Here is a 13,044-nt window from a genome sequence, read left to right on the forward strand (position 1 = left end):
CGATGTCATGGAAGCCCGCCACGACCTGCGTAAATTCATCGCTGAATTGCCCGTCGCGTAGCGTTGTGTCGTGCTTTCATCGGGTCGTGAAGTTGACTGTGACCTCGACCCAAACCGTGTGACGGTGCAGTACACGGCACCTTCCGACGACCGGGCGGACGTCGGACGGTCACCGTCCTGATCGTGAATCGACAATGTGGGGCGTCTCACTCCGGGGGCGGGGATCGAGAGCTCGACGGCGATGAGCAGCGACCAGACGGCGGCTGAGGCGTTGCAGGAGGCAGAGACCGAAGTCGGTGTCGCGGGAATGGTCGATCGGAGTGCGGACGCTGCCGTGCGGGGTGCCGGACAGACGTACCGATCGGCCTACCGTTCGATCGATCTCGGCCTTACGGCCTGAAAGTTAGCCGGTTCGTTCCTGCGCACATGCAGGAGAATCGATGCAGTTGGTGGAAGGATGGAGATCGTGGGAACTGCGTTGGCGGAAATGACAATGCCTCAGATCTCGCCGCTTGCCGGCGAGCCAATTGAAAAAGCGGATGCTGAGCGACTGGCGGGGGTGCTGAAGGCACTCGCCGACCCGGCTCGGCTTCGACTGCTCAGCCTCATCCAGTCCGCTACGGACGGCGAAGCGTGCGTCTGCGACCTGACTGCCCCGCTGGGGCTGTCGCAGCCGACCGTGAGCCATCACCTGCGGATTCTGACGGAGGCGGGCCTGCTCGAGCGCGAGAAGCGCGGCGTGTGGGCTTACTACCGGCTGGTCCCGTCCGCGATCGCTACCATCGCGGATCTTCTCACCCCGCCACGCAAGCGGGCCACGAAGAAGGCCCGCTGAAATAGACCCGACAAAGCCTGGCGTCACCGTTGATTGGGCGTGACGCCAGGCCGGCCACCTCCATCAGGATCCACCCCCCGGACCCTAGGAGTTAACGGGTGAACTATGTGCCCGGCGATCTGCGCGACCAGCTCGCGCACGTGGGCTATGACGTGGTTCAGGCCGGACTGGTCTGTGGCTCCGGCGGCAATCTGTCCGCCCGGATTCCGGACGAGGACGCCTGCTGGGTGACCGCGAGCGGCGCCTGGCTGGACAGACTCAGCCGGACGGCCTTCGCACCGGTACAGATCTCCGACGGCGCGCCTGCGACCATCGGAGCACTTCCGGCCCCGCGCATAGCCCCGACCAGTGAAATCGCCCTCCACCTGGCGCTGTACCGTGCCCGCCCGGACGTGAACGCGGTGGTACACCTGCACCCGCAGACGGCGCTGCTACTGGACGCACTCGGTGAGCACGTCCGCATCGTCACCACCGATCATGCCTTCTACCTGAAGCGCGTCTCCACCGTGCCGTTCCGCATCCCGGGCAGCACGGAGGTGGCGGCGCTGACGGCGGCCATGGCGGCCGACGGCACAGACTGCCTGGTGTTGAGCCAGCACGGCTGCGTCGTGATGGCCGACACGGTCGAGTTGGCACACAAGCGGGCCCGCAACCTGGAAGAGGCCGCGGCGCTGACCTACAAGGCGCTGACCCTGGGCCGCCTGGAGCACCTCCGCGAAGTCCCGGAGGAGTTCCTGGACCGCCTGGCCTCGCTCGCACCGACAGCGATCGCAGTGTGACGAAGAACGCCCCGCGGTCCGGCTCTCCCCAGAGCCGGACCGCGGGGCGTTCTCGTCGTTGTCGCTATGCCGAGTGTCGCGGCTCGTGGTGGCCCGGGTCCTGCTGGCGGGTCCCGTAGAGGCCCGCCTCGCGGTGGTCGGATCCGTGGTGTCCAGCCTCGCGGTGCCCGGCTTCGTGGTGCCCGGCCTCGTGGTGGCCGTGGTGTCCGGGCTCGTGATCCGTGATGGCCTCCGCCATGCCGACCACGGTCGCGGCCGCCACCACGCCGATCGCGGTGGCCGCGCCCGCGGCCGCCTGCGCCTTCTTCTTCGCCTTACGCTCGCGGAGGATCTCGATCAGGATCGGGAGCACCGAGATCAGGACGATCAGGGCGACCACCGGCAGGATGTAGCGGTCGATCTTGTCGCCGACGGCCTGGTAGATCTGATCGGCCAGCAGGTAGCCGAGCAGGATCACGCCGTCGCACCAGAGGACCGCGCCGACCACGTTCCAGATGAAGAACTGGCGGGCCGGCATGCCCAGGGTGCCCGCGACCGGGTTCAGGAAGGTGCGGACGATCGGGATGAAGCGGGCCAGGACCACAGCCTTGGCCGGGCCGAACTTCTCGAAGTAGTACTCCGCCTTCTCGACGTACTCCCGCTTGAACAGCTTGCTGTCCGGGCGGTCGAACATGCGCCGGCCATACTTCGCGCCGAGCAGGTGGCCGAGCTGCGCGCCCGCGATCGCGCACAGCGGCGCGCCGATCAGCAGGCCGGCCAGCGAGACCTTGGTGCCGTCACCGAACATCGAGTCGGCCACCGGGGACGCCGCGACGCCCGCCAGGAACAGCAGGGAGTCGCCCGGGAAGAAGAAGCCGATGAGCAGGCCCGTCTCCGCGAAGAGAATCGCCCAGACGCCGATCAAACCGAAGGTCCGCAGCAGGGCCGTCGGGTCCGTCGGGTTCAGGGCGAGCTGCTCGGAGAGCGCATGGATGTCCACGAGGAGCCAGGGTACCGGCCGCCGCACCGCAGCCACCTGTTCGAATGCTGTGTATTACAGGCGCGGGTCCACCGGCTCCGACTCCGCCGCGAGGATGGCGAAGACAAGCTCGTGGATGCGCCACAGCGGCGCACCCTCGGCCAGCCGGTCCAGCGCCGCCAGGCCGAGGCCGTGCTCGCGCAGGGCCAGGCCGCGCTTGCGGCCCAGCGAGCGCTGCCGAAGCCGTTCGAGCTGCTCAGGGCGGGTGTACTCCGGGCCGTAGATGATCCGCAGATACTCCCGGCCGCGGCACTTCACCCCCGGCTGCACCAGCCGTCCCTTCGCGTCGGTCGCGCCAGGCCCGGCGTACGGCTTGACGACCATTCCCTCGCCTCCCGCGGCCGTCAGGTCCAGCCACCAGTCGGTGGCGGCCCGTTCCGCCTCGGGGTCGGCCAGGTCGACCACCAGGCGCCGGGTCGGCGTGAACAGCACCGGGTCGGCCTCCACCAGCCGGTCGGCGATGCCCAGGTGCCAGCCGTGGTCGAACCCCCTGTAGCTGACCCCCGCGCCCGCCAGCACCGCGAAGGGCGCCAGCGTCACGCCGGTCAGGGCGTCGGTCGGCTGGACGTACGCCCGGTACGCCGCCGAGTAGCCCTCGATCTCCGCCGCGCGCAGTTCGAGGCGGTCCCGCAGCCCGGACACGTCCAGCCCGCGCCCGGCGGCCCGGCCGAGCACGGCGAGGGCGGCCGGCAGCGCGGCACGTCCGGCGGCGCCGACGCTCGCGTACCGCTCGCGGATCAGGCCGCCGGCCTTCGCCGACCAGGGCAGCAGCTCCGCGTCGAGCAGCAGCCACCCGGTGTCCAGCTCGTCGAAGATCTTCGCGGCCGCGGTGCGGACCCCGGCCAGCAGCGCGCGGTTGCGCTCGGCGTCGAAGAACGGCCGGCCGGTACGGGTCCAGATCGCATCCCCCTCGCCGGACCGGGAGACACGGATCACCGCGCGGGAGCCCATGTGCTTCTCCTCGCACATCACCGTCGTGACGCCCGCCGAGCGCAGGTCCGCGAACGCCGTCGACGGATGCTCGAGGTAGCCCTCGATCGTCGACGTCGAGCACGGCGCCATCGTCGGCGGCAGCCACACCAGCGTCGCCGGGTCGAGCGCGAAGCGGCTCATCACCTCGAGCGCCGCGGCGGCGTTCTCCGCGGCGACCGTGGTGCGGCCGTACCCGTAGTCGATGTGCCGCCGCCCGGTGACGTCCGCCAGGTCGAGGCCCTCGTCGGGCCGGCTGTCGACCGGCGCCAGCGGGCGGGCCGGCGCGTAGTACTCCCGCTCGGCCGGCACCGAAACGAGCTCGCGGTCCGGCCAGCGCAGGGCGGTCAGCCGGCCGCCGAACACGCACCCCGTGTCGAGGCAGATGGTGTTGTTGATCCACTCCGGCTCCGGGGTCGGCGTGTGGCCGTAGACGACCGCCGCCGATCCGCGGTAGTCGCGGGCCCACGGGTAGCGCACCGGGAGGCCGTACTCGTCGGTCTCGCCGGTGGTCTCGCCGTACAGGGCGAACGAGCGGACCCGGCCGGACGCGCGGCCCTGGTAGGCCTCCTTGAGCCCGGCGTGCGCGACGACCAGCCGGCCGCCGTCGAGCACGTAGTGGCTGACCAGGCCGTCGATGAACGAACGGACCTGGGAGACGAAGGTCTCGTCCTCCCGGGCCAGCTGCTCGAGCGTCTCCGGCAGGCCGTGGGTGAGCTGCACATTGCGCCCGGCGAGCCGGCGGGCCAGCTTCTGCTCGTGGTTGCCCGGCACGCAGATCGCCGTTCCGGCGGCGACCATGCCCATGACCAGGCGCAGCACGCCGGGGGAGTCCGGGCCGCGGTCCACCAGGTCGCCGACGAAGACGGCCGTACGGCCGTCCGGGTGCACCGCGTCCACCGGGCGGCCGAGGTCGTCGCGCACCAGCCCGTAGCCCAGCGTGGTCAGCAGGGTCTCCAGCTCGGCGCGGCAGCCGTGCACGTCGCCGATGATGTCGAACGGGCCGGTGACCTCGCGCTTGTCGTTGAACAGCTTCTCGGTGCGGATGGTGGCGGCCGCGATCTCGTCCGCGCCGCGCAGCACGTGGATCTTGCGGAAGCCCTCCCGGCCCAGCTGCCCCAGCGAGCGACGCAGGTCGCGGTGCATCCGGCCGAGGACCTGGCGGCCGAACGCGCGGTCCTCGCGGGCCTGCGTACGCTCCCAGGCCAGCGCCTCCGGCACGTCCAGCACCACCGCGACCGGCAGCACGTCGTGCTCGCGGGCGAGCCGGACCAGGCCGGCCCGCGCGTGGGTCTGCAGGTTGGTGGCGTCGACGACGGTGAGCCGGCCGGCGGCCAGCCGCTTGCCGGCGACGTAGTGCAGCGCCTCGAAGGCGTCCCCGGACGCGGACTGGTCGTTCTCGTCGTCCGCGACCAGGCCGCGGAAGTAGTCGGAGGAGAGCACCTGGGTCGCCTTGAAGTGCTCGCGGGCGAACGTCGACTTGCCGGATCCGGAGATGCCGACCAGCGCGACGAGTGCGAGCTCAGGGATGTCGATCTCGGTCATGCCCGCTCCTGCCTGGTGAAGATCGCCATCTGGGTGGGTGCGCCCCGCTCGGCGTCGGCGTCGCCGACGCCGCGGAAGGCGACCTCGTAGCCGTGCCCGGCCGCGGTGCGGGTGGCCCAGGCCTGGAACTCCTCGCGGGTCCACTCGAAGCGGTGGTCCGAGTGGCGCAGGCCGGTCAGTCCCTCGTACAGCACGTTGTATTCGACGTTCGGCGTGGTCACGACGACCGTCGCCGGGCCGGCGTGGCCGAAGACCGAGGCCTCGAGCGCGGGCAGCCGGGCCGGGTCCAGGTGCTCGATGACCTCCATCAGCACCGCCGCGTCGTAGCCGCGCAGCCGGTCGTCGCGGTAGGTCAGCGCCGACTGCCACAGCGTCACCCGGCCGCGCTGCCGGTCGGGCAGCCGGTCCAGCCGCAGCCGGCGGTGAGCCAGGTCGAGGGCGCGCGACGACACGTCGGTGCCGACGATCTCCGTGTAGCGGCGGTCGGCCATCAGCCCGGCGAGCAGCGCACCGCCGCCGCAGCCGAGGTCGAGCACGCGGGTCGCGCCGGACTCGGCGAGCACGGCCAGGACCGCGTCGCGCCGCTGTCCGGCGAGCGGCCGCCGGCGGGCCACCGGAAGCTCGGCCTCCTCGTCCGCGACCGTGTCGGCCGGCACGTCGACCGAGTCCGGGTCGGCCCGGTCCAGCCGTTCGAGCGCGCTGGTGGCCAGCGAGCGCTGGTGGGCCAGGTAGCGCCGGGTGATCAGCTCCTTCTCCGGGTGGCCGGCCAGCCAGCCCTCACCGGCGCGCAGCAGCTTGTCGATCTCGTCGGGCGCCACCCAGTAGTGCTTGGCGTCGTCGAGGACGGGCAGGAGCACGTACAGGTGATTGAGGGCGTCGGCGAGCCGCAGCGTGCCGGTCAGCTGGAGATCGACGTACGGGCTGTCGCCGGCGAGCGGGTGTCCGTCGGGCACGTCGTCGAGCGGGATCGCGGTGGCGGTGACCGCCCAGCCCAGCGGCTCGAACAGCGCGACGGCGCTGCCCCGGCAGCGCAGCACCGGCACGTGGATCTCCAGCGGGATGGCCTCGCCGGCCAGCTCCGGGCGGTCCTTCGACTCGCCGCGCAGCGCGCTGCGGAAGACCTTGGCGAGCGCGCCGGCGAGCAGGCTGGACGCCGCGTACGGGCGGTCGTTGACGAACTGCCCCAGCGTGAACGACTCCGGCGCCGGCTGCTGCCCGCGGCCGCCGCGCGCGGCGCCGAGCCGCAGCGGATCGACGTCCAGCAGCAGCGCGGCGGTGCACCGGTCCTCGGCCGCCTCCGGGAACAGCACGTGCGCCGTTCCGGTGGGCACGTCGAAGGAGTGCACCCTGTCGGGGTGCTTGACCAGCAGGTAACCGAGGTCGGTCGCCGGCCGGCGGGTGGTCGTCACGGTGAGCAGCACCGGCCGATGATCGCAGCGGGCCGCCATCGGCGGCGACCCATTTGACGGGCACCGCAATGATTCCGGGGTCCGAAACCGTCGTAGGTGCGGAGGTGACCGTGACCTATGAGGAATTCGCCGACAGCCGGCTTGGCGCGCTGCTGCGCTATGCCGTCATGCTCACCGGCGACGAGCACACGGCGCAGGATCTCGTCCAGGACACCATGGTCCGCGTCCAGCTCAACTGGCGGCGCGTGGCCCGCAGCGACTCGCCCGACGGCTACGTGCGCAAGATGCTGACCAACCAGTTCATCGACCTGCGCCGGGGCTCCTGGCTGAAACGGGTGCTGCTGCGCCCGGAGCCCGGCCCGGTGCGCGTGGTGTCCTCCGATCACGCCGACGAGACCGCCGAGCGGGACCGGGTCTGGAGCCTGCTGGCCCGGCTGCCGCGCCGGCAGCGGGCGGCCCTCGTCCTGCGCTACTACGAAGACCTGCCGGATGCGGACATCGCCGAGGCGCTCGGCTGCGCCGTCGGCACGGTCCGTTCGTCGATCTCGCGGGCGCTCGCCGCGCTCCGCACCGAGCTGGTGGAGGCCCGATGAGCCCGATCGAGGAAGAACTGCGGGCCGCCTTCGAGCGGCACGAGGTCATGGTTCCGGCCGCCGGCCCGGTGCGTGCCAGGATCGATATCGCCTGGCTGCGGGCCCGGCGCCGCCGCGTGTTCCGCCGCACCGCCGGGGCGGCGGCCGCCGCCGGGCTGATGGCCGGCGCCGCGGTGCCGGTGATCGTGGAGCGCTGGCAGCACCAGGCGCCGACGACGCCGGTGGCGGCCGACCCGTTCCCCGCCGCGCCCGTGCCGGACGGCGCGCTGGACGTGCTGCTGCTCGGCGACGACAACCGGCCGGGCCGGCAGGACCCGAAGAGCCGGCTCGCCGACACGGTGATGATCATTCACGTGCCGGCGGACCGCAGCCGGGTCTACCTGGTCAGCCTGCCACGCGACGGCGAGGTGGAACTGCCCGGCGGCACCCGGGCCAGGCTCAGCGAGACGCTGTCGCGCGGCGGCCCGGCGCTCACCGCAAGGGCCGTCACCGACCTGACCGGGGTCGACTTCGACGCGACCGTGACGATCGGCCTCCGGGCGCTGAGGGCGATCACCGCGGCCGTCGGCGGGGTCGACATGTGCCTGCCCCAGCCCATCAGATCCGTGCACAACGGCAGGAAATACCCCCAGGGCTGTCAGCATCTGGGCGCCGACGACGTCGCGCCGGTCCTGCGGGCCCGCTACGGGCTCCCGAACGGCAGCTACGACCGCGATCGCAACGCCCAGGTCTTCCTGCGCTCGCTGGCGGCCAAGCTGACCGGCGACGGCACCATCCACTCCCCGATCCGGATCAACGAGTTGCTGTCGGCGGGCAAGGGCGACATCGAGATCGACGGCGACGCCGGCGCGCTGGTGGTCGCCGTGGCGCAGGGTGCGGCCGAGGTCGTCGGCGTCGGCGAGCCGGGCTTCCGGTCGATGGGCAACGGCCGGGAGCGGATCTATCCCGAGGTCGGCCCGGAGCTGTATGCGGCCATCCGGGGCGACGACCTGGCCGCGTGGAGTGCCGCCAACCCCGCCTATGTCCTGAGATAGCACCGCGGGGCGGGTGCCACCGGGGCGACGGCCACCGGCGGTGCCCGCCACGAACGCGAGCATCGGGGTGAAATCACCTGTTGCGGCGGACTTTCGGTCAGCGGTATTCGTCCTCCAGGTGCACGACCTTGGCCTGTTCCAGCGCGTCCCACTCGGAGACCTCGATCGACCGCGGGAGCGCCGGCTCCTCCTCGTCGGCGTCGTCGATCGCGGCGGGGTCGGCAACCGTGGCCTGCTCGGCGGCGTCGCCCTCCGGCGCGTCCAGGCGGCGCTCGTCCTCCGGGTACTTCATCGTGACTCCCTCCAGCTCACGGGCACTCCCTCATGCTGACGGGTCCCCAGCGTGATCGGACCCAAACGGGCGCTCAGGTCACGGGCCGATTTCCGTCGCGGATAGTGACTGCGGAATACTGCCTGCTGGAGGACAGCGCGGTCCTGCCCTCTGCTTCCGTTTGAGATCAAGGAGCGCACCGATGCCCATCGCTTCCCCTGAGGTCTACGCCGAGATGCTCGACCGCGCCAAGGCAGGCGCGTTCGCGTACCCCGCGATCAACGTGACGTCCTCGCAGACGCTCAACGCGGCCCTGCAGGGCTTCGCCGAGGCGGGCAGCGACGGCATCGTCCAGGTCTCCACCGGCGGCGCCGAGTACGCGTCCGGCCCAACGGTGAAGAACATGATCACCGGCGCGGTGGCCCTCGCCGAGTACGCGACCGAGGTGGCCAAGAACTACCCGGTCAACATCGCGCTGCACACGGACCACTGTCCCAAGAACAAGCTCGACTCCTACGTGCGCCCGCTGCTCGCGCTCTCCAAGGAGCGGGTCGCGAACGGCCGGGCGCCGCTGTTCCAGTCGCACATGTGGGACGGCTCCGCCGTGCCGGTCGACGAAAACCTGCAGATCGCCGAGGAGCTACTCGCCCTCTCGGCCGCCGCGCACATCATCCTCGAGATCGAGGTCGGCGTGGTCGGTGGCGAGGAGGACGGCGTAACCGCCGCGATCGACGACAAGCTCTACTCCACGGTCGAGGACGGCCTCGCCACGGCCGCCGCGCTGGGCCTGGGCGAGAAGGGCCGCTACATGACGGCCCTGACCTTCGGCAACGTGCACGGCGTCTACAAGCCCGGCAACGTCAAGCTGCGCCCGGAGATCCTCAAGGAGATCCAGGAGGCGGTCGGCGCGAAGTACGGCAAGGACAAGCCGTTCGACCTGGTCTTCCACGGCGGCTCCGGCTCGCTGCTCTCGGAGATCCACGGCGCCCTGGACTACGGCGTGGTCAAGATGAACATCGACACCGACACGCAGTACGCCTTCACCCGCCCGGTCGCGGACCACATGTTCCGCAACTACGACGGCGTGCTGAAGATCGACGGCGAGGTCGGCAACAAGAAGCAGTACGACCCGCGCGCCTGGGGCAAGCTGGCCGAGGACGGCCTCGCCAAGCGCGTCGTCGAGGCGTGCGAGCACCTGCGTTCGACGGGCACCACCCTCAAGAAGTAACTCACCGGTAACGGCCGGTCCCCGAACGTGGGGGCCGGCCGTTCTCGTGTTGCGGCACTACGCAGAGGCATGGGTACGATCGTCGCCTTGTCCCGGACGAGGGTGGTGATCATGCTCGGCATCGGGGGGTACGAGCCCGAGTGGCACCACGACGCCGAGGCGCTTGCCGCCGTGCACCGAGCGCGGTTTTCCCGGCTCATCGGTCGTGAGCTCGTCGCCGGCTGGCTGATGTGGGATCTCTCCGAGCGCGGCTGGTTCGGGGACGGGCCGGTGATCCTCGGCTTTGGTGACACCAACGTCGAAATAACTCACCGTAAGTTCGACGAATGCGCAATAACCTGGGATCAGGTGGATATGAGCGCGCCCATCGACTGGTACTCGACGGGCATCCAGCTTGACTGGCGCGCGGACCCGCACGCGGCCCTGCGCAGGGCCCGCGGCAAGGTGCTGCGCGAGGTCAACATCGTCGAACGGACCACGGTCGCCGAGTGGCGTCCCCGGGTGCTGCATGCGGTCGAGTTCCTCTTCGAGGGCGCCCGCCTGGCGGTCTTCAACGCCATGGACGAGAACGGCCTCACCGACGTACCGGAGATGGATCTCCCGGTGAACAACTGGAGCCGGGTCCGCGTCGCCTGACCGCGCCTTAGGCGTCGTCGATGCTGAGGGCGCGGACCGCCTCGTCCAGGTCGTCGGTGACCAGGATCAGGTCCGACTGATCGCCGTGCGGCGAGCGGGCCAGCAGCGGCCTGAGCAGGGCCTCCACCGGCAGCGCCGACCAGTGGTCGACGCCGAGGAAGACGAAGGCGCCGGACGGGCCGTCGGTGCGGTAGAACGTCTTGGTCGCCGCCTGGAAGACCTCCTGGACCGTGCCGGCCCAGCCCGGCGCGAAGACGATGCCGCCGCGGGACAGGCGCAGGATCGAGTCCTCCCGGACCGCGTTCGAGAAGTACTTGCCGATCTGGCCCGCGAAGAGGTTCGCCGGCTCGTGCCCGTACAGCCAGGTCGGCAGCGCCAGGCCGCCGTGCCCGAGGCGTCCGACCACATCGCCGACGGCGGAGGACGGCGCGGGATAGGCCTTCCGCACCGCGAGCGCCGCCGCCGTGTAGGGATCGTGGTCCAGGAAGTCCGGCGTGGGCGCGAGCCGGTCGATCGCGTCGGCCAGCTCGCCGGCCGTGCGGGTGGCGAAGTAGGAACCCAGGTTGGCGGCCTCCATGACACCCGGCCCGCCGCCGGTCACGATCAGCCGCCCGGCGCCGGCCAGGCGCCAGGCCAGGGTCGCCGCCATCCGGTACGCGTCGGAGCCGCGCGGCTCCGCGTGCCCGCCCATGATCCCGACCGCCCCGCGGGCGCCGTGCGCGTGCACCCACGCCGCCAGGGCCTTGCCCAGCGCGTTGTCGACACCGGCGTCGTGCAGCCGCTGCGCGATCGCCTCCCGCAGGTCGGGTGCCGCGCCGCCGTGCTCGAGAAAATGCTGGTAGACGCAGGTGTCGTACATGCCCGCGAAGCCGTCGGCCGCGAAGCCGTATGCGAGGTCCTCCGGCGTGTACAGGTGCGCCGGATGGGTCGGGTACGGCCGGGCGTCGAACGGCGGCACCAGGTGCGCGCCGCGGCCGATCAGGTCGATCTCGACCTCGGCCCCGGCCAGCCGGCAGCCGACGAACAGGGTGCCCGCGACGTCGACGCCGGTGAAGTCCGGCGGGTCGAGATCGAGGCGGAGCCCGAGCACGATCAGCCCGGCGAGCGACCGCTCGGCGAGGTGGAGGTCGAATTCGGCGCGGGACTCGACCTCGCCGGCCGTGGCGTCGAAGGATGTGGCGCCGCCGAACAGGGGCTTCAATGGATCACCGGGCATCACCGTAGGGTAGTCACCGTGGAAAAGGCCTCCGGTTCGTTGTTCGGATTGGCGTACGGGGACTCGTTGGGCAAGCCGACGGAATTCCAGGACTACGCCACCATCGTCGCCGAACACGGCCCGGCCGGGCCGCTCGAGCTGAGCGGCGATCCCGCGCTGGTCACCGACGACACGCAGATGATGCTCGCGGTCGGTGAGGCCCTGGTCGCAGCCGGGGATCCGGCACCGGGGCGCCTGGAGCCGGCGCTGCGGCAGGCGTTCCTCGACTGGGCGATCAGCCCGGACAACAACCGCGCCCCAGGGATGACCTGCCTGCGCGCGTGCGGCGACCTCGCGGACGGCCGGCCCTGGCAGCGGGCCTCACAGCTCGACTCGAAGGGGTGCGGCGCGAACATGCGCGTCACCCCGGTCGGCCTGGCGCCCGGGCTCACCGACGAGCAGCGCTCCGGTGCCGCGCAACTGCAGGCCGGGCTCACCCACGGGCACGCGACCGGGCTGGCGGCCAGTGAGCTGACGGCGTTCGCCGTACGGTGGCTCGCCGACGGCGTCGCGCCGCGCGACCTGCTGGACCGGCTCCGTGACCGCTGCGCCGCGCAGCGTTCGGTCTATCACCACGACTGGCTCGGCGACCTGTGGCAGCGGCCGACGGCGGGGACGCCGGAGGACTTCATCGCCCGCGGCTGGGACGAGTGCGCGGCGGCGCTGGCCCGGGTCGACGACGCGCTGCGCCGCGGTACGTTCGCCGGCGACCCGTGCCTGGCCACCGGCGCCGGCTGGATCGCCGAGGAGGCGCTGGCCACCGCCCTGTACTGCTACCTCATCTCGCCGGACGAGCCGGTCGCCGTCCTCGGCCGCGCCGCGGCCTCCTCCGGCGACTCCGACTCCATCGCCTGCCTCGCGGGCGGTTTCGCGGGCGCGTCGCTCGGCCTCGCGGCCTGGCCGCCGGCCTGGCGGGAGCGGATCGAGTACGCGGACCGGCTGCACGCGCTCGGCGCCGCGTGGGACTAGCGGGTGACCTGCGCGACCCGCGCCCGGACGCATTGGGTCAACGGGGTTGAATAGGGCCATGCAGAACCTCCTTCCCGAGCCGCCGGCCACCCGCCTCCCCGCCGAGACCGAGGCCGACGCCGCCCTGGCCGCGGCGGCGAGCGCCGGAACCGACGACGCCTACAAGTCCGTCGCGGCCCGCTTCCCGGCCTACAGCGGCGGCTGGGCCGCGCTTGCCGCGAGCGCGCTGGCGGAGAAGCAGCCGGTGACGGCCTACGCGTACGCCCGCACCGGCTACCACCGCGGCCTGGACGCGCTGCGCCGCAACGGCTGGAAGGGCCACGGCCCGGTGCCGTGGTCGCACGCGCCGAACCAGGGCTTCCTGCGCTGCCTCCACAGCCTGTCGCTGGCGGCCGCCGAGATCGGCGAGTCGGACGAGGCGGCGCGCTGCGCCCAGTTCCTGCGCGACAGCGACCCGGCCGCGGCGGACGCGCTCAACTGATCCCAGGACACCCGGGAAGGCC

At 71.8% G+C, this 13,044-nt stretch carries 13 protein-coding genes; 8 read left to right on the forward strand and 5 right to left on the reverse strand.

All coding sequences use genetic code 11. The annotated features are described in order from the left end of the window. Nucleotides 1–457: 457 nt before the first annotated feature. Together AB0F10_RS14855 and AB0F10_RS14860 are read left to right on the forward strand one after the other, a co-directional pair. Nucleotides 458–835, forward strand: a complete 378-nt coding sequence (locus AB0F10_RS14855) for a metalloregulator ArsR/SmtB family transcription factor (protein WP_360623930.1) — start codon at nt 458–460, stop codon at nt 833–835. A 107-nt stretch (nt 836–942) separates the two neighbouring features. Beyond that, nucleotides 943–1,614 carry a class II aldolase/adducin family protein gene (locus AB0F10_RS14860; protein ID WP_360623932.1) on the forward strand — a complete coding sequence of 224 codons (672 nt, stop codon included), beginning with the start codon at nt 943–945 and terminating at the stop codon, nt 1,612–1,614. A gap of 64 nt (nt 1,615–1,678) precedes the next feature. Here AB0F10_RS14860 and AB0F10_RS14865 read toward each other — a convergent pair whose 3' ends face one another. From AB0F10_RS14865 to AB0F10_RS14875, 3 genes are read right to left on the reverse strand one after another with little or no spacing between them, the layout of a single operon-like run. Then, a complete protein-coding gene (locus AB0F10_RS14865; RefSeq protein ID WP_360623934.1) occupies nt 1,679–2,593 on the reverse strand; it encodes a DedA family protein in 915 nt (304 codons plus the stop codon). A 54-nt stretch (nt 2,594–2,647) separates the two neighbouring features. Next, nucleotides 2,648–5,146, reverse strand: coding sequence for a polynucleotide kinase-phosphatase (locus AB0F10_RS14870; protein WP_360623936.1), 2,499 nt, complete (start codon nt 5,144–5,146; stop codon nt 2,648–2,650). Beyond that, nucleotides 5,143–6,567, reverse strand: coding sequence for a 3' terminal RNA ribose 2'-O-methyltransferase Hen1 (locus AB0F10_RS14875; RefSeq protein WP_360623938.1), 1,425 nt, complete (start codon nt 6,565–6,567; stop codon nt 5,143–5,145). Before AB0F10_RS14875 ends, AB0F10_RS14870 begins: the two co-directional genes overlap by 4 nt. Nucleotides 6,568–6,665: 98 nt before the next feature. Between AB0F10_RS14875 and AB0F10_RS14880 the strand changes: the two genes are divergently transcribed. Beyond that, nucleotides 6,666–7,148 (forward strand): SigE family RNA polymerase sigma factor, encoded by a 483-nt coding sequence (locus AB0F10_RS14880; RefSeq protein ID WP_360623980.1) that lies wholly within the window; start codon nt 6,666–6,668, stop codon nt 7,146–7,148. Further along, nucleotides 7,145–8,182 (forward strand): LCP family protein, encoded by a 1,038-nt coding sequence (locus AB0F10_RS14885; RefSeq protein ID WP_360623940.1) that lies wholly within the window; start codon nt 7,145–7,147, stop codon nt 8,180–8,182. The genes AB0F10_RS14880 and AB0F10_RS14885 overlap by 4 nt, the downstream gene beginning before the upstream one ends. A 97-nt stretch (nt 8,183–8,279) precedes the next feature. Here the strand turns inward: AB0F10_RS14885 and AB0F10_RS14890 are convergent, their stop codons facing one another. Beyond that, the gene (locus tag AB0F10_RS14890; protein ID WP_360623942.1) at nt 8,280–8,474 is read right to left on the reverse strand and encodes a hypothetical protein; all 195 of its coding nucleotides are present in this window, start codon (nt 8,472–8,474) and stop codon (nt 8,280–8,282) included. A gap of 181 nt (nt 8,475–8,655) precedes the next feature. On the opposite strand from AB0F10_RS14890, the gene fbaA reads away from it, so the two are divergent. Beyond that, nucleotides 8,656–9,681: a class II fructose-bisphosphate aldolase gene (fbaA, locus tag AB0F10_RS14895; RefSeq protein ID WP_184998212.1), complete on the forward strand. Its 1,026-nt coding sequence runs from the start codon at nt 8,656–8,658 to the stop codon at nt 9,679–9,681. 87 nt (nt 9,682–9,768) lie between these two features. After that, a complete protein-coding gene (locus AB0F10_RS14900; RefSeq protein WP_360623944.1) occupies nt 9,769–10,317 on the forward strand; it encodes a hypothetical protein in 549 nt (182 codons plus the stop codon). A 7-nt stretch (nt 10,318–10,324) separates the two neighbouring features. On the opposite strand, the gene AB0F10_RS14905 is transcribed toward AB0F10_RS14900, so the two are convergent. Then, nucleotides 10,325–11,533, reverse strand: a complete 1,209-nt coding sequence (locus AB0F10_RS14905) for a hypothetical protein (RefSeq protein WP_360623946.1) — start codon at nt 11,531–11,533, stop codon at nt 10,325–10,327. A gap of 18 nt (nt 11,534–11,551) precedes the next feature. On the opposite strand from AB0F10_RS14905, the gene AB0F10_RS14910 reads away from it, so the two are divergent. Both AB0F10_RS14910 and AB0F10_RS14915 read left to right on the forward strand, forming a co-directional pair. Further along, nucleotides 11,552–12,541: an ADP-ribosylglycohydrolase family protein gene (locus AB0F10_RS14910; protein WP_360623948.1), complete on the forward strand. Its 990-nt coding sequence runs from the start codon at nt 11,552–11,554 to the stop codon at nt 12,539–12,541. Nucleotides 12,542–12,599: 58 nt separating this feature from the next. Beyond that, nucleotides 12,600–13,022, forward strand: a complete 423-nt coding sequence (locus AB0F10_RS14915) for a DUF3151 domain-containing protein (protein WP_360623950.1) — start codon at nt 12,600–12,602, stop codon at nt 13,020–13,022. Nucleotides 13,023–13,044 lie beyond the last annotated feature (22 nt).

This window comes from Actinoplanes sp. NPDC026623, from assembly GCF_040638275.1.
Taxonomy (GTDB): domain Bacteria; phylum Actinomycetota; class Actinomycetes; order Mycobacteriales; family Micromonosporaceae; genus Actinoplanes.